This window comes from Bradyrhizobium sp. LLZ17 (genome assembly GCF_041200145.1).
In the GTDB taxonomy this organism is placed as follows: Bacteria; Pseudomonadota; Alphaproteobacteria; order Rhizobiales; family Xanthobacteraceae; genus Bradyrhizobium.
On sequence record NZ_CP165734.1, the window covers coordinates 3,249,785 to 3,269,151 of the forward strand.

The 19,367-nt window shown below is 60.4% G+C and carries 23 protein-coding genes; 11 read left to right on the top strand and 12 right to left on the bottom strand.

Annotated features, from left to right (window positions below; translation table 11 throughout):
- The first annotated feature begins 6 nt into the window (after positions 1 to 6).
- Together AB8Z38_RS15995 and AB8Z38_RS16000 are read left to right on the top strand one after the other, a co-directional pair.
- Positions 7 to 321, top strand: a complete 315-nt coding sequence (locus tag AB8Z38_RS15995) for a hypothetical protein (protein ID WP_369726048.1) — start codon at positions 7 to 9, stop codon at positions 319 to 321.
- A 141-nt stretch (positions 322 to 462) separates the two neighbouring features.
- On the top strand, positions 463 to 1,770 hold the full coding sequence (locus AB8Z38_RS16000) for a hypothetical protein (protein WP_369726049.1): 1,308 nt from the start codon (positions 463 to 465) through the stop codon (positions 1,768 to 1,770).
- A gap of 7 nt (positions 1,771 to 1,777) precedes the next feature.
- Here AB8Z38_RS16000 and AB8Z38_RS16005 read toward each other — a convergent pair whose 3' ends face one another.
- A complete protein-coding gene (locus tag AB8Z38_RS16005) occupies positions 1,778 to 2,386 on the bottom strand; it encodes a transglutaminase-like cysteine peptidase (RefSeq protein WP_369726050.1) in 609 nt (202 codons plus the stop codon).
- Between the two features lie 188 nt (positions 2,387 to 2,574).
- Here AB8Z38_RS16005 and AB8Z38_RS16010 point away from each other — a divergent pair, with 188 nt between their 5' ends.
- Together AB8Z38_RS16010 and AB8Z38_RS16015 are read left to right on the top strand one after the other, a co-directional pair.
- The gene (locus tag AB8Z38_RS16010) at positions 2,575 to 3,312 is read left to right on the top strand and encodes a metallophosphoesterase family protein (protein ID WP_369726506.1); all 738 of its coding nucleotides are present in this window, start codon (positions 2,575 to 2,577) and stop codon (positions 3,310 to 3,312) included.
- Positions 3,313 to 3,435: 123 nt separating this feature from the next.
- On the top strand, positions 3,436 to 4,011 hold the full coding sequence (locus AB8Z38_RS16015) for a hypothetical protein (RefSeq protein WP_369726051.1): 576 nt from the start codon (positions 3,436 to 3,438) through the stop codon (positions 4,009 to 4,011).
- A gap of 649 nt (positions 4,012 to 4,660) precedes the next feature.
- On the opposite strand, the gene AB8Z38_RS16020 is transcribed toward AB8Z38_RS16015, so the two are convergent.
- Together AB8Z38_RS16020 and AB8Z38_RS16025 are read right to left on the bottom strand one after the other, a co-directional pair.
- Complete coding sequence (locus AB8Z38_RS16020) at positions 4,661 to 5,080, bottom strand: hypothetical protein (RefSeq protein ID WP_369726052.1); 420 nt, start codon at positions 5,078 to 5,080, stop codon at positions 4,661 to 4,663.
- Positions 5,081 to 5,131: 51 nt separating this feature from the next.
- Positions 5,132 to 5,416, bottom strand: coding sequence for a hypothetical protein (locus AB8Z38_RS16025; protein ID WP_369726053.1), 285 nt, complete (start codon positions 5,414 to 5,416; stop codon positions 5,132 to 5,134).
- A 386-nt stretch (positions 5,417 to 5,802) separates the two neighbouring features.
- On the opposite strand from AB8Z38_RS16025, the gene AB8Z38_RS16030 reads away from it, so the two are divergent.
- Positions 5,803 to 6,069 carry a hypothetical protein gene (locus AB8Z38_RS16030; RefSeq protein WP_369726054.1) on the top strand — a complete coding sequence of 89 codons (267 nt, stop codon included), beginning with the start codon at positions 5,803 to 5,805 and terminating at the stop codon, positions 6,067 to 6,069.
- Here the strand turns inward: AB8Z38_RS16030 and AB8Z38_RS16035 are convergent.
- Positions 6,062 to 6,238: a hypothetical protein gene (locus AB8Z38_RS16035; RefSeq protein WP_369726055.1), complete on the bottom strand. Its 177-nt coding sequence runs from the start codon at positions 6,236 to 6,238 to the stop codon at positions 6,062 to 6,064. The two genes, AB8Z38_RS16030 and AB8Z38_RS16035, sit on opposite strands and share 8 nt — an antisense overlap.
- A gap of 799 nt (positions 6,239 to 7,037) precedes the next feature.
- Between AB8Z38_RS16035 and AB8Z38_RS16040 the strand changes: the two genes are divergently transcribed.
- Positions 7,038 to 7,211, top strand: coding sequence for a hypothetical protein (locus AB8Z38_RS16040; protein WP_369726056.1), 174 nt, complete (start codon positions 7,038 to 7,040; stop codon positions 7,209 to 7,211).
- Positions 7,212 to 8,375: 1,164 nt separating this feature from the next.
- Positions 8,376 to 8,741, top strand: a complete 366-nt coding sequence (locus AB8Z38_RS16045; protein ID WP_369726057.1) for a VanZ family protein — start codon at positions 8,376 to 8,378, stop codon at positions 8,739 to 8,741.
- 438 nt (positions 8,742 to 9,179) lie between these two features.
- Here the strand turns inward: AB8Z38_RS16045 and AB8Z38_RS16050 are convergent, their stop codons facing one another.
- From AB8Z38_RS16050 to AB8Z38_RS16065, 4 genes are all read right to left on the bottom strand, one after another.
- A complete protein-coding gene (locus AB8Z38_RS16050) occupies positions 9,180 to 9,386 on the bottom strand; it encodes a hypothetical protein (protein ID WP_369726058.1) in 207 nt (68 codons plus the stop codon).
- Positions 9,387 to 9,467: 81 nt separating this feature from the next.
- On the bottom strand, positions 9,468 to 9,842 hold the full coding sequence (locus AB8Z38_RS16055) for a CHRD domain-containing protein (protein WP_369726507.1): 375 nt from the start codon (positions 9,840 to 9,842) through the stop codon (positions 9,468 to 9,470).
- A 197-nt stretch (positions 9,843 to 10,039) separates the two neighbouring features.
- Positions 10,040 to 10,354, bottom strand: coding sequence for a hypothetical protein (locus AB8Z38_RS16060; protein WP_369726059.1), 315 nt, complete (start codon positions 10,352 to 10,354; stop codon positions 10,040 to 10,042).
- Positions 10,355 to 10,475: 121 nt separating this feature from the next.
- The gene (locus tag AB8Z38_RS16065) at positions 10,476 to 10,922 is read right to left on the bottom strand and encodes a hypothetical protein (protein WP_369726060.1); all 447 of its coding nucleotides are present in this window, start codon (positions 10,920 to 10,922) and stop codon (positions 10,476 to 10,478) included.
- A gap of 325 nt (positions 10,923 to 11,247) precedes the next feature.
- Here AB8Z38_RS16065 and AB8Z38_RS16070 point away from each other — a divergent pair, with 325 nt between their 5' ends.
- On the top strand, positions 11,248 to 11,916 hold the full coding sequence (locus tag AB8Z38_RS16070) for a hypothetical protein (RefSeq protein WP_369726061.1): 669 nt from the start codon (positions 11,248 to 11,250) through the stop codon (positions 11,914 to 11,916).
- An 18-nt stretch (positions 11,917 to 11,934) separates the two neighbouring features.
- Positions 11,935 to 14,124: an adenylate/guanylate cyclase domain-containing protein gene (locus AB8Z38_RS16075; RefSeq protein WP_369726062.1), complete on the top strand. Its 2,190-nt coding sequence runs from the start codon at positions 11,935 to 11,937 to the stop codon at positions 14,122 to 14,124.
- Between the two features lie 17 nt (positions 14,125 to 14,141).
- Here the strand turns inward: AB8Z38_RS16075 and pobA are convergent, their stop codons facing one another.
- Complete coding sequence (gene pobA, locus AB8Z38_RS16080) at positions 14,142 to 15,314, bottom strand: 4-hydroxybenzoate 3-monooxygenase (protein ID WP_369726064.1); 1,173 nt, start codon at positions 15,312 to 15,314, stop codon at positions 14,142 to 14,144.
- A 51-nt stretch (positions 15,315 to 15,365) separates the two neighbouring features.
- On the opposite strand from pobA, the gene AB8Z38_RS16085 reads away from it, so the two are divergent.
- On the top strand, positions 15,366 to 16,271 hold the full coding sequence (locus AB8Z38_RS16085) for a helix-turn-helix domain-containing protein (protein WP_369726066.1): 906 nt from the start codon (positions 15,366 to 15,368) through the stop codon (positions 16,269 to 16,271).
- A gap of 44 nt (positions 16,272 to 16,315) precedes the next feature.
- Here the strand turns inward: AB8Z38_RS16085 and AB8Z38_RS16090 are convergent, their stop codons facing one another.
- From AB8Z38_RS16090 to pcaH, 3 genes are all read right to left on the bottom strand, one after another.
- Entirely contained in the window at positions 16,316 to 16,705 is a 390-nt protein-coding gene (locus tag AB8Z38_RS16090) for an SPW repeat protein (protein WP_369726067.1), read from the bottom strand.
- Positions 16,706 to 16,878: 173 nt separating this feature from the next.
- Positions 16,879 to 17,505 carry a protocatechuate 3,4-dioxygenase subunit alpha gene (gene pcaG / locus AB8Z38_RS16095; protein ID WP_369726068.1) on the bottom strand — a complete coding sequence of 209 codons (627 nt, stop codon included), beginning with the start codon at positions 17,503 to 17,505 and terminating at the stop codon, positions 16,879 to 16,881.
- Positions 17,506 to 17,509: 4 nt separating this feature from the next.
- Positions 17,510 to 18,298, bottom strand: coding sequence for a protocatechuate 3,4-dioxygenase subunit beta (gene pcaH, locus AB8Z38_RS16100; RefSeq protein WP_369726069.1), 789 nt, complete (start codon positions 18,296 to 18,298; stop codon positions 17,510 to 17,512).
- Positions 18,299 to 18,401: 103 nt separating this feature from the next.
- Between pcaH and AB8Z38_RS16105 the strand changes: the two genes are divergently transcribed.
- Positions 18,402 to 19,346 (top strand): LysR family transcriptional regulator, encoded by a 945-nt coding sequence (locus AB8Z38_RS16105; RefSeq protein ID WP_369726508.1) that lies wholly within the window; start codon positions 18,402 to 18,404, stop codon positions 19,344 to 19,346.
- Positions 19,347 to 19,367: the final 21 nt, after the last annotated feature.

The window sequence follows — 19,367 nt, forward strand, 5'->3', positions numbered from 1 at the left end:
GACACAATGACCCCGGTTGCCATCTTGCTATTTCTCGTCGGCGCGGTTCTGGCGTGGCGTTTTCGCGTGTGGATTCTGGTGCCGTTCAGCCTGATCGCGATCGTTGTCACGTTCGTGACCCAGCTATCGCTTGGTGCAGGACTAGCGGTCGCGTGCGGATATGGGATGCTGATGGGATTCGCCCCGCAAACCGGCTATGCCTTCGGCCTGTTGGCCCAAACCACGTTGCTGGCCCGCTATTCGCGGAAGCAACCGTTTTCTCGCAAGGCATCCGTAACCGCGCTCTACAGACGAATGTCAGCCGACAACTCCGGACGCTAAGTGGCCTGCAGGTTTTGCGTCCGCAGACGCAACCGAGCCAGCAAAAAGGCGTTTGGCGGCGCTGGCGACGCATGCGATAGTAAATCAATCCGCGGATCGTCGCCAGCTCGCCCTCCTCCCTCACCATTTTGAAGTCTTCAATTGTCGATCGCCTTCTCCCTTCTGATCGCGCTGTTAGTCGCAACTCCAGCCGCAACATTTCTTAGCTACATCTTCGTCCAGCATGCCCTCTATATGCTCGCCGCGATCATGCTGGCCTCTGTCGCCATTGCGGCGAGCCCGGCGGATATCACTGCCGCTGCCACGCTCCGCAGATTTGCTTGGGCAGCGCTCTTCCCCATCGCCTGGATGATGCTTCAGATTGTTCCGCTTCCGATCGCATCGCTTACCAGTCCCATCTGGCCCACCGCCGCGGTCGCATTCAATGATCCCTCTTTGCCCAGCCGAATCAGCATTGATCCGGGGAGCACCTTGCGCAGCCTGACGTGGTATTTGGCCGTCTTATCACTGATCATCTCGACAATCCTGATCGCCAGAGATCGAAAACGGGCAGAAATCCTTTTGCTTACGCTGACGGGCGCGGCGACATTCATTGCGCTTGAGAACTTGGCTGGTCAAATCGAGTTCCTCGCGACAGCCGTGCCGCCGATCGGCAGGTCAAACAGCCATTCCTTTGCTGTGGTAGTCGTCATTGCGGCACTCGGAAACGGCGCAACGATTGCCATGGCAGTCGAGCGACATTCAAACCGCGCCGGCGCCGGCCTCGCCTCGAGCACTCCGCTGCTGGTGGGCATGGGCTTCGGCATCGCGGGAATCGTTGTTTCGCTTGCTTCCTTTGCCGCGCTCGGAGAGCGAATGCTGCTTGCGCTGACCGGACTTGGGTTTGCGATCATGCTTTTCGTTGCAATCGCCCGCCGCCTTGGATTTCGACCTTGGCCATCGGCAATCTTGGCAGCAGTCCTGATCGCAATGGCAGTCGTGGCAACGTTATCCCTGGCACAATCCACCCCGTTCCTCGATCTCCTGGGATTTGTGAGATCCGAGGACCAAGCATCTCTTGACGTGGCGCGGCGCGCCATGTCCGACAGCTCCTGGACCGGGAGTGGCGTCGGGACATTCGCGTGGGTCGCGCGGGTTTATCAAGATTACGGTGTTGGTCGCGGGCTTGCCGCCCCTTCGACGGCAGTTTTGGTTGCCATCGAATGGGGACGCGCGGCCATGCCAATTCTTGCAGCGTTTACGCTTCAGCTCTTCTTATTCGCCTTGCGTGGCGCCGTCGGACGCGGACGGGACTCGTTTTTCGCGTCGGCAACGGCAGCCACCGTGGTTGTCGCCGTCTGCGGCAGCTTTGTCGATGCAAGCATGTTGAATCCGACGGCCCAGATCATGCTTGCCGTAATGGTCGGCCTGGGCCTTGCGCAAAGCACAGGACGAACCAGCTTAATCTGAAGGCAATCTAGGCCCTGCTGCTTACGATCGTCGTCCAAAGCTTTGAGTTGGGCATCTGCATGCGTACCCAACGATAGGGGACGCGGGACCACGGCTTGATCAGCGAGGTCATGTTATCGAGCACCAAGTCTCCACTCGTGGTACGGACAACGAGAATGAGGTGATGCTCGCCGGAATTGACGACAACCTCACTCAACAGCAGGGCCCGCGCCGGCCAGCCACGCGCCAGCAATTCATGCCGCTTGCTGACCGCATAGTCGTTGCAATCGCCCCGCGCAGGATTGATCACCCATTGCTCGCCGCCCAGGCCAAGCTCATTTCTCTCCGGGGCGATCTCCCGGTTAACCATCTGATTGACTTCCTTCAGATCCCCCCATCGATCCTCGGTCAACCGTACCGGCCCGCCCCGAAACATCGGCCGTGAGCGGCACTCGTCCCGATAGCGCAGGCAGAATTGCGTATATGCCATCGGCGGAAGGGTAGGGTTCTCGAGCCTCATGCGCTGGATCGCGGATTGAAGCCCCATTGGCATTCCAAGAAGTCCCGCATGGACCGGCTTGAACCAAATGAGACCGGCGGCGATGATCCCAAGGGCCAAAGTTGTGATTCTACGCATTGGTTGCTCCCCGCATGCTTATTGGCTAGGAAGCTACCCTCAAGAGTTTGAAATTCTGCGGCATTTCGCCCGCCAAATGGACTCAAAAGCTAAGCAGATTTTGTCAATTCCGTTTACCATGTGCGCTGAACGCAGTTATTCGAGCGATTGACACCGGAAGACGAAAAGGCCGCCAAGTTCGGCAAATGATGAGATTGTCGAGATCGAGGAATAAGACGCGAAAGCCGATTCTGCCGGAGGGCATTCGCATCTATGCGATAAGCGACATTCATGGATGCGCCGATCTTCTCCAGCAAATGTTCACCGTAATCGACCGCGATCTCACCACGATAGGGTCGAGGCGCGCAATCCACGTTTTCCTCGGAGACTACATTGATCGCGGACCTGACTCGAATCGAACCATCGAACTGCTGATGGAACGTGGCATGAAGCATGAATCGGTGTTCTTGAAAGGCAATCATGAGACCTTCCTTTTGGACGTACTGAACGCCCCCTCGCAGCTTCAGAACTGGAAACAATATGGCGGGCTCCAAACCTTGGCGTCGTATGGACTTAGCCCCTCTCTCAATCCCGATCCGGCCGAACAAGACGAACTCATCCGGCAATTGTCGCACGCAATTCCGGTCCGTCAGCTGCATTTTTTGAGGAGCCTGCGCGCGCGCTTCGTATGCGGCGATTTCTTTTTCGTGCATGCGGGTGTCAAGCCTGGCGTCGCCTTGGCAAGACAACAAGAGCAGGACATGCTCTGGATCCGTGAAGAATTTCTCGAAAGCAATCAGAACTTCGGAAAATTCATCGTCCACGGCCACACCCCCGTCCAACAGCCAGACATACGACCGAACCGAATAAACATCGATACTGGTGCTTATGCGACGGGAAATCTGACGCTTTTAGCCCTTCAGGACGACAGTATGCTCGCTCTCTAATTGACGCACGGCTGTCGTTTTCTCTTTGGAGATTTGATGAATTCAGCAACCAGAGTTCGTGTCCTAATGTTAGCCCTTGCGGCAGCGGTCGGCTGCTTTGGGATCGCATCAGGAGCCGCGGAAATGACGGCCTTGAATCGGCCCGATTTCCCAAAGGATCCAACCAAAGGCAATCTCAACTCGAACGCACCAGTCGAATGGATCGGAACGATCTCACCGCTGCGCTCCGATCTTGAAGGTAACGAGGCACTGGTTCTGGCACTACAGGCGATCCAGCAGGCGAGAGCCGATCACGGGATTCGAGCAAACAGCGAACTTGCCCGTTCGCATCTCAAGCACGCTCTTTCCTTGGCGCCGTATGATGCCGAATTGTGGTTAGCATTGGCAGTGCTGGAGGCCGGACAGGACCCTGACGGACCTGCAGCAATCGAAGCATTGAAAATGACCTATCTCACCGCGCCGAGCGACGCGCGATTGATGCCTCTAAGACTTGCTACCGTCACCCAATTTGATGCGCTTGCCAGCCCCGATCTAAGGGACTTGGCCCAAGGTGATGTACGTCTCATGTTGACGCGAAAACCGGATCAGACGCCGGCCCTAGTGTCGGCCTACCGTCAAGCCTCAGGCCGGGGCAAAGAGTTCTTGGAGCGTACGATCCGGACCATCGATCCCGTCCGTCTCAAAACGTTACGCGGCTAGTTGGAGGCGGCCGGGTCCTGCAGCTGTCGCTGAGCGGTCACTCCACAGCTGGTTTTGGGATATTGCCCGTTCCCCGCGGAACGTCTAAGATGGAACCCAGTTGGGGGACCTACCATGCGATCAATTTTCGGACTACTTGCGCTTATCTGCTTATCCACATTGGTGACCCCGTCATATGCTGCCGACTACGCGATCCCTGTGGTGAAGCATGCAACGCGGGTCCCTTACATTGACCGGGGTCCAAATCCATATTGCGGCCCACGCTGCGGATGTCCGACCGTAGTTCAGGTTCGGCACAAGTCGCTTCAACAGGCTTATCCCTATTCATTCGATCCCCGCACGAGGGATGAGCCTCATTACTATTACGGAGCGGTACGGACCTATGTTCGTTATGTGAACCCGCTGGACCCACAGGGGGTCCTGGTCTACTAGTCTGGTCGCCGATCTTGGCGCGGCCGTTAGGATCCGTTTAAATGGAATCGCGTAATCTCGTTCGTTGAACGAGGTGGTTTTTATGTATGCGGTCCAATTGCTGTCATGCGCGTTTGTGGTTTGCGCGACTGTTACATTTAGCAGTTACATGTTGCTGCGACACTGCCTGATGCAATGGGGCGACGAGTCCTAGATCGCGTCCTATGACCAATACCGCTTAACGGCTGTCCCCCGCAGGTCTGCAATCGGGAAACCTGCACAGCACAGCCGCTTTAATGAAATTGTAGTGAGCAATGGAAGAAGCCAGCTCCTTCAGACGGCGCTGGCCATTTTGGATTTCCCTATCGAACAGGTCCTGATGATGATTATCCAGGGCCTCACGCTCCAGATATTCGTCATCGCCATTGCCGAGTGTTACGGCAGCCCGTGCCAGCACATCCTCTACCCGCCGGTTCAGGCCGGATTGCTCCCGCTCGGCAGCCTGCAAAGCGTCTTCGATCGCGAACATGATGGCTTCAATGCGGGACTGATCGGTTGCAGCGTCGCGCTCGGGCGAACGCGCGCGAAACTCCTGCTCTTCGCTGAACCTACCTCTCAGGAAGTGGGGGGTACGGGCCCGCAGGAACAGCTGGAACATACGTGCATTTTCCCATTGAAGCGCCAGACCCCGAAAATGGATCCGGGATGGTTAATAAAGGCTGAAGCAAGGGGGCTGCTCACCTTGGTTTTGCGCCATCCATGCCTTCCAGGCGTGTTCGTGCTTGGCGTAAAGCTCTTGCCAACGCTGCTCTCCGGCAACGGGCCACACGACGCCTCCGTCGCTTACGACTTGGCCGTCGCCCGGATTTGCGACCAGCTGGCTATCCAACCGCTCGAACTCGAAGGTCTCCTCAAGCGTTAGCCCAATCAAAACGCGCTTCCCACCGGCATCGACGAAGTATCGCCGCGGGGCGTTATTCCTGAGTTCAGTCATGGCGCGCTGCCCGCCCCGATACCCACGGACGGCTTAACGCGCCCAGACGGCGCCCATCCGCCCAAGCGAACAGCGGTACACCCTCGAACGGTATGAACAATGCAACGAACCAGATCATCAACTCAAATCCTAACTGAACAGCTCACGGTGCCAATCATCCGCCGTAGCAAAATCCGTACGCAACCTAGCCACCAGTAATCCGGCAGACAACGGCGACTGCGATCTAACCTAAGCCAACGTGGTTACCTCAACTGAGACATTCCGCGATCCGCTCACTCCGTATGCACGCTCCGGCCAAGGCAGCTTCACCGCCTTCTAGTTGTGTATCTTCAGAACGCACGCCGGGTGGCCGGCCGAGATGAAGATGGCCCATAGGGTGCGTAGAGTTGGCGCATCTGCTTGCGTTTGCGCGATCGCCAAGCTCGTGCGGCGTAGCCAACACCGAAGCCGGTGAGAAAGATCAAGATCACGATCAGGACTGGCGCCATTGGGAAGTCTTTTCATTTACGGAACGCTTCGTTCTCCCAGACATCGCATTCTCATGGTGCAGTTGTGTCGACATGATGATGAGCACTGCTGATTTTCTTGTCAGGCTTGAGAAATCTTGGGCAGCAATCTGCTTGCGGAGCGATCATCCGTTTGCTGTTAGCTGAAGAACCACAGGATCAATCTCACCACTAACAGCGTGATGAAATAGACCCAGCCGGCCATCACGATCAGCGCCACGCTGAAGAACGCGCCTTCGAATGCCCGTTCTTTGATCTTGGTGATAGGCAACGTCGCCCAGGCCTTTTGAAGCATCTGCGTATTCGCGTTGATCATTTGCGCGATCATAGGGAAATGAATTCGACGATCTCATGACGCGTCGAGTGAAGAGCCGCCGGAATTTTTATGGAGAGACAATTCGCCGAGGTAATGTTGCGAGCATGCATTATGATTGGATCAATTCTGAACCAAAAGTCGTTACGACGGTCACGATTCGCGTGCGGCAGTACAATTCGATTCTGACTGGCATAAACTTGCGAGGTGATAGCGCGAAAAAAATAAATGTCGCGCAATCAAGCTAGCGCGGAGCTATCGGCACACAGTCCGCAGTCTGTCCATCGGCTCCTGACCGACCGCGAAACAGGAAGAAGCCCTTGTCTGTCGAGACAATGTCCCCTGGCTGCAGCGTGTCGTCGCCGAGCGGACCTTGGCTGGCTATCTTCTCAACCACAGCGCCGAAATCTGTTCTCATGGTCATGGTGCTCGTCTGGCCATTCGGAGAGCACAGTAGTTCATTGTGGCCATCAAGTCTGCTGACCGCCTAATCGAGGACAGGCAAAGCCGCTTCTATTTCTGATCGTGTCAACGCATTCTTCATGCAAGCCATTTGCGTAGGCGAATGGACCTCGGCCGACGAAACTCCGGTGGTTATACGGAGCGCCGACGGCCGATTTCCTCGCGGTAAGGTTTAGCGGTTAGCTTAATCCGCAGACTTTGTTGCGCGTTTCGTTGGATCGCATATCCATCTCCGCACGGGCTTCCCCAAGGCCCGGCCCACCCAAGCAAAGCCGTCGAGCGAACATGGGTCCGCTTGGCGGCTTTGTCGTTGTGTCGATCTGAGAGGAATGTTTCGGTTATGGCGCGCAAGCCCTGGTCGTTCAAGGAAGACCGCCGGCTCATGGAGCTGGCCAAGTCTTCAACGTCGCTGGAAGAGGCGGCGAAGCAGCTCGGGCGTTCGCCTCACGCCATCAAGCGCATGGCCTCGCGTCTCGGCCTGTCGCTCAAGCCGAAGCCCGGCAAGAAGGGCTGACGGCACCGCAGCGAACCACCACCGAGTTCCAGCCAGAACTTGCTGAAGGGCGGAGATTCCGTCGTGGCAGATTATTTCATTTTCGGAATAGTGGTATGGCTTGGCCTTAACGTTGGGTTTGTGGCGTTGCGCCTTTGGGTCACTCGTCCGATCCAAGGTCGCGACTATGCAGGCGGGTATAAATTGAGCGAAGTCCGGGTACGGCGGCATCTTGGGCCCTAATCACACAATCGTCGCCGGCTCTCGTCTTGAGCTCGGGACGGGGGCCGGCTTGAGATCCGGTCGGGCTATTCGGAAAAGGCTCAAGTGCGACAAGGGCCGGGTCAATCGCACGAACATGCTCGCCTCGCACGGTTTGAATCGCGCTGATCTCCCGCGGCGTCGAGGAGGGCCGTCTCGTTGCAGCGCCCCGTCTTATGGAGCTTCTTGAGCAACGCACCCTGGCTGCTTCGACCCGGTACGATCCAGGACGTTGAGCCCGTCGGTTAGCAAAACATCTAAGGTCGCCACGCGCGGAACAAGCCGCGGCTAGAATGGCATGGCCAATGCTTCCGGTTTGTCATGTTGGCAATGCTTGTCTTGCGATTCGCAACCTTTGCTTGTGAAGAGCTCAACAAGGTGTCTCTCAGATGCTCGCGGACGATGCCAGAGTTCCAGGAGGTTGCAGGCAAATTGATGTGATCGAGAGTCATAGAAAATCCGCAAATCTGCCCTATCGAGGTTGCCGCGGTATCGGATGAGTAAGCGTCCGGATGATGGTACTTCCGCATGCTTGAACTTTTAGTCTTGGGCGTCATCGTGGCAGGCTCGTTCGCTGCTGGGTATGGCACGCGGTCGGTTATCTCGCATCGGCGTCGTACGAGATACCTCAAATGGGAGCCCTACGTCCGCTCCTCTGGTCCGTCTCAGCCTCCGCATTTCCTGATCCGCTCCGGCGGGCGAAGTGGAAATGTCGCACAGATGCCGCGGGTCGGATCAAGCGGCCGCCGCAGCGGCTGATTCTGCACCAAGTTCCCGACACGACTCCACGAGGGCGGACTACTGGAAGCTTGGCGCGTTCTCATCGAGCGTCAATCCGCACCCCTGAGCGGAGACACGATTGGATTTTAACGATAGCAAGAGGTTTGTCGGTAGCCCTGGGTGGATGTGGATATTGTGTAGACAATGCTTCGAAATCCGCTCATAGCCGCCACCACCCTCTGCCTCGCCCTGATTATTTACGCCACGCTGGCGAAGTTGATTGGAAGACCGGTGCTTGTGGGTCACGCCGAGGCCTACTGGATCGTGGTCGTCGAACGGTTTAGCGCTTACGGATTGCTGGGCTTTCTGTTGTCCTTTCTGCTGCCTGGGCGGTTCGGGGTAGCATGCGGGTTTGTGGTGTCCGTCGCAATCGGGCTAGAAGTCTTGCAAGCGTTAACGCCCGATCGCGATCCCGCGCTGTTGGACCTGCTACAAAAGGCGGCCGGCGGAACCGTAGGCGTCTTTTTGGCTCAGACGATCCTCGCCTTCTTGCCCAGAGCCCCGTCCTAGTCAGTCTCGGCTCCGGCCTTCGCTGCAGGAGCGACAATGTCCGGTTGGCAAACGGCTGCGTCTGATCCACAATCGCGGCCAACCTCGAGGGATCTCGAATTATGACCGGCAAACGTCATGTGCTCCTGGCTGGAGCTTTTCTCATTGGCGCCTCTGTGTCGGCTGCCGCCCAAAGCACCTACAGCAACGGTGTGCGAAGCGGCTATGCCGGGACCAGCTCCAATTCGTCCAGCGCGACCACCACGTCTACAGGATCGCCAGCAGGAACGACTTCCCCTTCCACCCAATCCCCTCTGAACCTGGGCACCGGCCAAGGACGAACCGAAGGTGCAATGGGCCTCTCACCTCAATTGCAGAAAGAGATGGGAATTCGTCGTCAACAGTAAGCGCCTGCTGGCCAATCGCAGTGCGCATCATGAGCTCAATGCGAGCGGCCGATCAGCGCGGAGGGGTTTCTGCGTCCCGAACGACCGCGCGGGCTGTTCTCAGGTCTGCCGCTTGGCCGCTTTGAGACAAGGTGATGGCTTCGAACGTTTTTCTCACCCTGCTCAAATCATGCTCGATCGAAGCGTCGCGAAGCATGGCTCGGGCATCCGCGTGAGAAAAAACAGCCGCTACCAAAACCAGGGGCAGGAAATGTTTCATGGTGGGCTCCGAGGTCAAATTCGGCGCCATCTATCCGGGGAAGTGCGACGAAATCGCGGCGGCTCGACTTGAACCTTGTCCCTACTTCAACATCTGCCCGCGAAGCTCACCACCCGGATTCATGGCCGTGTGAATGTTCGCGTACCACTTTCCAGCCAGCAAATCCGTGGCCTGATTGTCCGTGAGAGTCGCGCTGCCCTGGATCGGGCTCTGGACGGTCTTGAAGGGCAGCACGATGCCGCCGTTCTTGCCGGCCTCCACCGGGCCGTGGAAGTGGGCCCCCATCGCGGGACCCGTCAGGCCGGCATAGGTGACGGTATAGCTCAGGATTTTCGTTTCGGTATCGTAGGTTGCCTCTGCCTTCCCTGATCCGGACGAGCTGTTCGGCGGCACTTCATTGCCGCCTTTGAGGTCCGCCTGCAGCTTCACGACTTCTGCGCTTGCCGTTGCGACCATCGTGAAGACCAGTCCACCCAGCATCGCCGTTCCTAAGGGGTCACGCAGACCCAATGGTGGCCTTCCTCATTGCATCCTCCTTGCGGGCGCTCAGGCCCGTGCGGGTTGGAACCCCGGCCCTAGCCGTAAATTCCGGATGCCAATTTATGCCTGATTCGAGACAACCATCGCGGGAATCTGCTCGGCCTCCGGCCGCGCTACCCTCGGATGGATCTGTTTGCGGCGGCTGAAGCCGCCCGGCGCCGGCTGAGGAACTCGTTGGGTGTGAGGAGTTCGGCCATGTGACGATGGGTGGCCTGAAGCGCCTCGATGGTGCTATCAAGATCAAAATCCGACTCACGGACCGAGGCGAAGAATTTGGCCATTAGCGCCAGGTCCAGTTTGACACGGGTCGCGCCGTCGCGACTTTTTTTACGGTCAAGCGACAGATGAATGGCTCGCAACTTGGCGTCACCGCTGGCGCAGTCACAGAGCGTGCCGAGTTCGTCATATGTCATCCAGATCTGAGGCATGTTCTTCCCACCATATTGTCCAGCCGCAGACTAGGTTTTCATGTCTAAAAGCTTTGTTGCGCGATGCCCGTTGCGACGTGCCATCGCTGCAATAGCGTCAACGCAGCACTAAGAGAGGCCGCTAAGACACAGGTGCCCTGGGCGGCGCGAGCGGATGGTGCGGCCGCGACCGGCTGTCGAGGCCCTTGGGCAATTTGTCGGCCTTGAGCTTCACCACCGCGCATCTGGCGTCCGCCGCCGGCACCTCTTCCTGGCTGTAGATCAGTGTTGCCTCGAACTTGATGTCAGGCGCTTCCCTGGCCGATCCCGAACAGGTCGCCACGACACCGCTGCACACGCCGGAAAGCCTGACCTCGAACTCGTCCGGACCAACCACGCTCGCCGGGCCGTCGGCATGCCGTTTCACGGTCAGGACGCCCGTGAAGCGTTGCTGATCGACCTGATAGGAGCCGCCGTAAGTGAAGAAGCTGTCGCGACCCGAGATCCGGCCCTCGACTAGATCCACGAGGCCGGTGCCTTGGCCGCGCTGGGTCCTGAACCAGGCAGCGTATTTGCCGTCTCTCAGCATCAAAATACCCGTCGTAGAATTCAGACGGTATTTGCTTCGAACTCTGGGGCGCGACAATGGCTGATATGGCGCGCGTTGCGCCACGGTTAACGGCCTTCAAAATCAATTCGTCAAATTGCCGATGTCGCACGCGCGACGCCAGCGAGCGGCGGCAGTGGTGGTTTGCTTCAACTCCGCTTTCTGCCATCGCGGGTCTGAACCTGTTCCTGCTAGAGTGAACCTGTAACAAAGGTGATTCTGATCACACTTGACTGTGCCATGCGCTGCTAAGCTTCGGCCAGGGCGGGGATCGGTCGCATATCGTTCGAACTGGATGAGAAAGCCCATGAGAAGCCTGATCGGCACCATTGTCGTCGTGTTCTGTTTCGCGGCCCCGGCGCTTGCGGAAACGCCCGCCGCGATCGTCGAGGACGTGCAGGGCAAAGTCGACGGCGTCGAGTTCATGGACTATGTGGCGCCCGGCAAGATCATCAAGCTCGGACCCAAGGCGGGGATCACGCTCAGCTATCTCAAATCATGCCAGCGCGAGACCATCAGCGAAGGCGTCGTTCTGGTCGGCACCGAGCAGAGCACCGTGCAGCTCGGCAACGTGCAACGGGTCAAGGTCCCCTGCGACGCCAACGCCGCACAGCTCTCGGAACGCGAGGCGAACCAGAGCGCGGCGACCACATTTCGTACCATGCGATCCGACGGCAAGGCGGCGCCGGCCAAGCTGCCCACGATCTACGGCACAGCACCGCTGGTGCAGGCCAGGAGCGGCAGCACGCTCGTGATCGAGCGCACCGACGGCAAGGAGCCCATCATCAGCGTTCCGCTCAAGGGCGACATCATGGTCGCCGGCAAGTTCTATGACTTGTCCAAAGCCGGAAAGTCGCTGACCCCGGGCGGCACCTATCTCGCAACGCTCGGCGCCAAGCGATACGCCTTCCAGGTCGACACCAGCGCGACCGCGTCCCCGACGCCGATTGTAGGCCGCTTGCTGCGGCTCGAATAGCCGGGCCGCGACAGCGCGATGCGGCGGATCGGCAGGCGGGACATGGTTGTGGCGATCCTGATTGCGCTCGTTGCAGGCGCGGTCTTCACGTCTCCGCCACTTCAAATACTACAAGGTTTCTCGCTCGACATCCTCACGGCCTTGCGCGGCAAGCTCGTCGGCGACCAGCGCGATCCCGCGACATCGCCGGTCGTCGTGGTGGCCATTGACGGGGAAACCTACGACACCCCGCCCTTCAAGGGATCGCCGACGCAGACCTGGACGCGCGAGATCGGCCGCGTGCTCAGGAGTATCACCGACGGCGGCGCCAAGGTGGTCGGCTTCGATGTGATCTTTCCAAGCTCGATCGAGCAATCCGAGATCTCCTTTGGCGATGCGCCGCTCGGCGGCCGCATCAAAGGCTTTGACCGGGACTATCTCATCGCCCTGCGGAAGCTGTCCGACAGCGGCCTGCTCGTCCTCGGCGAGAAGCTCAGCAACGACCATCCGGAGGGGCCCGACCCAGCACAGCGACTCGCGGTGAAAAACAATGTCCGCGCCCTCAACGTTTACACCGATCCCGACGATGTGATCCGACGGATGCCGCTGAGCTTCTCCATCGACGGCAAGCCGGTTCCTGCGATGGCCGTGGAGCTCGCCGCGCGTGCGCTCGCTGCACAGCCCGAGACCACGCCGTCCGGCGCCACCGAACTATCCGGCTATGCCATCCCGAGCGCGGTCCCCAACACGCTGACCCTGAATTTCCGCGGGATCGGCCGCGACGTGCCGGCCTATTCCTTCGCGGACCTGCACGCCTGTGTCGAGAAGGGTGATCGCGATTTCTTCCGCCGTGCCTTCGACGGTAAGGTCGTGCTGCTCGGCAGCATCCTCACCTCCGACGACCGCAAGCTCACCTCGATGCACCTTTCCGGCGGATATGACGGAACGCCGGGCGCACGGTGTACCCTGCCCGCCTCGGCGCAGACCGTTCAGAGGGCCCGCAGCGACATCGCCGGCGTTTTCGTGCATGCCACGGCCGTGCGCAATCTCATGGAACGAGATGGGGTAACAGAGCTCGGCGTTCCGGCGCGGACGTTTGTCACGATCGCATTCGCGGCGATCATCGCCTTGGCGGCGTGCCTGCTCGCACCGAGCGGTGCGGTGCTTACCTGGTTCGCACTCACCGCAGCCTACACCGCTGTCGCCGTCAGCACGTTCGTCCACGCATTGGCGCTGCCGCTGACAGAGCCTGCGCTCGCGGGTCTCGCCGCACTCGCCATGATGATCGGCTACCGCTTCGTCGTCGCCGATCGCGAAGAGCGCTTCCTGCGCAAGAGCTTTGCGCTCTATCTCGCCCCGGAGGTGATCAACAGCATGGTCAGCTCCGGCAAGATGCCCGTGCTCGGCGGCGAGATGCGCAACATCACCATGTTCTTCTCGGACCTCAGTGGCTTTTCGTCGATTGCCGAGAAGATGACACCGGGCGAGCTGGTCGCATTGATGAATGAATATCTGTCCGCCATGACCGATATCATCGAAAGCCATGGCGGCTATGTCGACAAATATATCGGCGACTCCATCGTCGCCATGTTCGGCGCTCCGGCCAACGATCCCTTGCACGCCCGCAACGCCGTTCGCGCCGCGCTGAAGTGCCGCGACGAGCTGGCCGCGCTCAATGCAAGCAGCGCCGCTTTCGCCGGCCGCGGCCTGTCACATCGGATCGGGCTCAACAGCGGCGAGGCCGTGGTCGGCAATATCGGCTCGACCCGCCGCTTCAACTACACCGTGATGAGCGACACCGTGAACGTTGCCTCGCGACTCGAAGGCGCCAACAAATATTACGGCACCGCGATCATGGCGTCGGAAACCACGATGGCGCAGGCCGGCGACAGCTTCGTCTGGCGCGAGCTCGATGCGATCAGGGTTCTGGGACGCGGCGAGGCGATCAAGGTGTTCGAGCCGTTGGCGGAGCAGGGCGAGGAGAGCGACGAGCAGGCAAAGGCCGCGGCGGCTTACGCAGAAGGGCTGGCGTGCTGGCGGGCAAGGGAGTTTGCGAAGGCGGCTGATGCGTTCGGGCGAACGGCAGACATTGATCCAGCATCAGCGCTGTTTGGAAATCGCGCGAGAGCGCTCGCAGCAAATCCACCACCGCCAGATTGGACGCCGGTCAATATCCTGGAAGGGGAAGTAGCGCAGCGTCGCACTACCTTTCGAAATCACTCCTCTTAGAACGGCAGCCCGACATATTAGAACGGCAGCCCGACATAATTCTCCGCGAGCAGCCGCTGCGCCGTCTCTGACGAGATCAGGTAGTCCAGCTCCGTCTGCTGAAGCCGGTCCTCGTATTCCAGCCGGTCGGGGAAGCGGTGCAGCAGCATGGTCATCCACCACGAAAAACGCTGCGCCTTCCAGATCCGCGCCAGCGCCTTGGCCGAATAGCCCTTGAGGCCGGAATCGTCGCCGTGCTGATAATGCGCGAGCATGGCGTGGTAGAGATAATAGATGTCGGAGGCCGCGCTGTTCAATCCACGCGCTCCGGTCGGCGGCACGATATGAGCGGCGTCGCCGGCGAGAAACAGCCGGCCATAGCTCATTGGCTCGGCAACGAAGCTGCGCAAGGGGGCGATGCTTTTTTCGACCGAAGGGCCCGTGATCAGGCGGCCGGCGACCTCCTCCGGCAACCGGCGTTTCAACTCGGCCCAGAACGCATCGTCGGACCAGTCTTCCACCTTGTCGGTCAGCGGCACCTGAACGTAATAGCGGCTCAGCACCTGCGAACGCAGCGAACAGAGCGCAAAGCCGCGCTCGTGCTTCACATAGATTAGCTCCGGCGACACCGGTTTGGTGCGCGACAGCACGCCGAGCCAGCCGAACGGATAGACCTTCTCGTATTCGCGCAGCACCTCCCTCGGGATCGACTTGCGGCTGACGCCGTGAAAGCCGTCGGCACCCACGACGTAGTCGCAATCGACGCGGATGGTTTCGCCGTTGAGTCGATACGTCACGTAGGGCTGCTCCGACGTCAGATCATGCGGCATCACGTCCTCGGCGCTATGCACGATCTTGCCGCCAAGACGGTCCCGGGCTTCGTAGAGGTCGCGCGTCAGCTCGGTCTGGCCGTAGACCAAAACCGAATTGCCGCCGGAATGTTTGTGCAAGTCGATATGGGAGAGCGTGCCGTCATGGGCGATCTCGAAACCCTTGTGGATTTCGCCTTCGCGATCCATCCGCTCGCCGCATTGCGCCTCGCGCATCAGCCTGGCAAAGCCGTGTTCGAGCACGCCGGCCCGAATGCGGGCCAGCACGTGGGCGCGGCTGGATCTCTCCAGCACGAGCGTGTCGATCCCCTTCAGGTGCAGGAGCTGGGACAATAGCAGCCCGGACGGCCCACCGCCGATGATGCAGACCTGAACTTTCATTTTCGCGTCCTCCCGTCCATACGTTTTTTGCAGAATTTTCGCGGCGGACCGATGGAGGCTTTCGTCTTTGTCTTGTACAATTCGAACATGAGAACCGCAGCCCCCGCCCCTGCCATCCAGGTCTACAATTTGTTCGGCGAGTCCGCCGACCTGCCCGACGTGGTGCATTGCGAGACGATCGCGTCCCGCTCGGTGCTGCATGACTGGACCCTGGCCGTGCACCGGCATGCCCGGTTGCACCAGGTGCTCTTGATCGAGCGCGGCGGCGGCGAGGCGAGCCTCGATGGCCGCGTGGTGCCGCTGAGGCCGATGCAGATCGTCAATGTGCCGGTCGGCCACGTCCACGGCTTCCGCTTTCTGCCCGACACCCAGGGCTGGGTGCTGACCATCGCCGCGGAAATTCTCGACGAGGCGCTGCTCGCCGCCGAAGGCCTGCGCGGCGCGCTGTCGCGATCGGCCGTGGTGCGCGGCACGCCGCAGATCCGCGCCACCATGAAGCAGATCTTTGCCGAACACGCGGCGCGCAATTTCGGCCGCGCACATGTGCTGCGCGCCTTGTCGGCGGCCATGATCGGGCTGGTGGCGCGGGCGCTCGCGAGCGAGAGCGGCGGCAATGGCACCGCGGAATCAAGTCTGTTCCGCCGGTTCGAAGCTTTGCTCGAACAACACCATCTGCAGCGCTGGAGCGTGGCGGACTATGCTGGGGCGTTGTCAATCACCCCCACCCATCTCAACCGGGTGACGCGTGCGGCGACCGGAGACACCGCCTCGCATCTGATCCTCCACCGGCTCATCCGCGAGGCGCGGCGCAACCTCGTCTATACCAACCTGCCGGTCTCCACGATCGCCTATGCCCTCGGCTTTGAGGACCCGGCCTATTTCAGCCGGATCTACACCGCCGCCACCGGACGCTCGCCGCGTGCGTTTCGCGCCCAGCTTCATGGCGGCGAAGGCTGACGCGTCGGGCGTAAGGCACTCCGAGCGCAGCCTCCACTATTGGACTATTGGCGCGCTCTCTCCTGCCCGGATTGCATGGTCGCTTCGTCAGGATACGCCTTTTCGTAGTGGAGAAAGAGATCGAGCAGAGCCAGGAGCACGATGACGGCACCGAAGCCGATGCTAAAATGCATCGCCCGTGTGTGTGGGAATCCGAGGAGCCAGGGCGAAGCGATCAGCCAAACGCCCATCAGGACGTTGAGCCATTCCTCCCAGTCCCGATAAGCGATCATGGCAGCGAGCGAAAGCACGCCGATGATCGCGCTGGTCACCCACAGGTCGATCTTGCCCTCACTGTTCGTCAGCTTGAACAGCCACGGCGATATGAAGAGCACGGCCGCGAGAAACAGATTGTAGAGGTCGGGGACGGATTCGCGTTCTTGCCAATGTTTCACGACGCACCTCTCCCGAAGGTATGTCGTGGGAACTGTTCGAAGACGCCTTTGGTTCCCGTCGAAGCGTACGCTGGCGGATAGACTTTGGTTGCAGGTCAACGACCCAGCTGCGGCCATCCCACGCGTTGCGACGGCCCCTCCGCAGAGGGGCCGATCCTGTTGGGCGGGATTGATCAAACGTCGAAGAACACGGTCTCGTCCGGCCCCTGCAAATTGATCGTGAAGGAATACACGACCTTGCCGGAGCGTTCGGTGCGAGTGGCGATGAGTGTCTTGCGGCGCACTGGCTGCTCGATCAGGTTGAGCACGGGATCGGCAGCATTCGCGGCCTCCTCGTCCGAGAAATACAGCCGCGTGTTCAGCCCGATATTGATGCCGCGTGCCACGATCCAGAGGTTGACGTGCGGCGCGCATTTGCGCCCTGCCTTATCAATGATTGCGCCGGGCTTGATGGTCTCGAACGTCACCAGTCCGCTCTCGAAATCGGAGCCGGCTCGGCCCCAGCCACGAAAATCTCCGTCGAGCGCCGCGGCCGAGCGGTCGGACGGATGGTTGTAGCGGCCGGCCGCATTGGCCTGCCAGATCTCGAGCAAGACGTCGCGCAGCGGCGTGCCGCTGCCGTCGACCACTTTGCCTTCGAGCGTGATGCGTTCACCCTCGGTGTTCGGCGTCACCAGCACGTTGGAAAAGTTCTTCTCAAAGATGTCGAAGCCGGCCATGGCCGGGATCAGCCCGATATGGACGTAGGGCCCGGCGGTCTGCGAGGCGGTTTCCTTGAGATAGTTGAGCGGCTGCGGCATTGACTCAGTTCCCCTCGGTGCGATTTTCGAAATAGGTGGAGCGGGCGCCGCGCAGCACGATGTCGAAGCGGTAGGCGAGCGAGTCGAACGGCGTCGAGGCGTTGAGGTCGAGCGGCGCGACCAGGCGGTCGAGCGCGTCCTTGTCCGGGATCGTGGTCAGGATCGGGCAGACCGGGATCAGGGGATCGCCTTCGAAATACATCTGCGTGATCAGCCGCTGCGCAAAGCCCGAGCCGAACACCGAGAAGTGGATGTGGGCCGGACGCCAGCTGTTGACGTAGTTGCGCCAGGGATAGGGCCCTGGCTTCACCGTTCGGAAATAGTAGTTGCCGGTATCATCGGTCAGCGCGCGGCCGCAGCCGCCGAAATTCGGATCGATCGGCGCAAGATAAGTATCCTTCTTGTGCCGGTAGCGGCCGCCGGCATTGGCCTGCCAGAACTCGACCAACGTGTTCGGTACGCCGCGGCCGGTCTCGTCGAGCACGCGGCCGTGGACGATGATGCGCTCGCCGACGGGATCGCCGTCCTTGGCGTAGTTGCGGATCAGATCATTGTCGAGCGGCCCGAGATCGTTGTGGCCAAACACCGGCCCCGTAATCTCCGAAACCGAATTCTCCAGCGACAGCAGCGCGTTGCGCGGCGAGCGCAGCACCGATGATTTGTAACCGGGCGCATGCGCCGGCGGATGGATCGAGCGATCGCGCTGGAAGAAGCCGCCGTCGCGCGGCGTGAACGGCTCAGGACGGTTGAGGCGGGGATCCTGCAAGGCTGAGATTGGAGCCTGGGCATTCATCGGCGTTGTCTCTCCCTTGGGCGCGCCGTCCGGGCGCGCGGCTTATCGGGAGATCATGGGCCGCGCTATTCTCAAGATAAATAGATCGATTATAATAAATCGCATGAAGAAAATCGATTATTTGGCCCTGGATGGTCGCGCCCTCGAGCTGTTCCTGGCCGTGCTGGAGGAAGGCTCGGTGACCGCGGCGGCAACGCGTCTCGGGCTGACCCAATCCGCCGTCAGCCACGGCTTGAACAAGCTGCGGCGGATCGCCGGCGATCCGCTGTTCGCCAAATCCGGCCGCGGCATCGTCGCCACCTCACATGCGCAGGCGCTCGCGGCGAAGGCGCGCGCGTTGATCGATGAGATGCGGAGCTTCTCGGGCGCCGTAAGCTTCGAGCCTGCGGTGGCCCAACTCTCGCTGACGGTGGCGGCCAACGACTTGCAGCGCGACTTGTTGTTGCCGCGGTTCTTCGATCGTGTCGCGGCGCAGGTGAAGAGCCTGAACCTGCGCGTGATCCCCTCCCAGTCGCCCTCGCCCACGATGCTGCGCGAGAACCGCTGCGACCTCATGATTACACCGCTGCCGCCATCCGGCGCGGATATCGTGCAGAAGCGCCTGCTCAGGGATCATTACGTCTGCTACTACGATCCCCGGGCACGCACCGCGCCGGCGAGCCGCAGCGCCTATCTCGCGGCCCGCCACATCACCGTCGTCTACACGGACAATGAGCGGCTCGACTTCGACCGCCGGCTTGCCGCCAATGACTTCCACCGCGACATCGCCATCTCGGTGCCGAGCTTCTCCGGCGTGCCGCCCTTCCTGCGCGGCTCGCAGATGCTGGCGAGCATGCCGAGCCTGCTGGCATCCGGCGTGATGCGCGGATTTGCCCATGTGCGGATTCCACTGGCCTCGCGCACCCAGACGCTGGCCGAGCTGCCGATGTTCATGGTCTGGCACCAGCGCTACCAGAAGGACCCGGCCCATCGCTGGATTCGGAGCGAGCTCGAGACCGTCGCGGCGACGACCGCAGGCGGAGCAATGGACCCGGCGGCGAAAACCTGATCCCCGCCAAACCCACTGGTT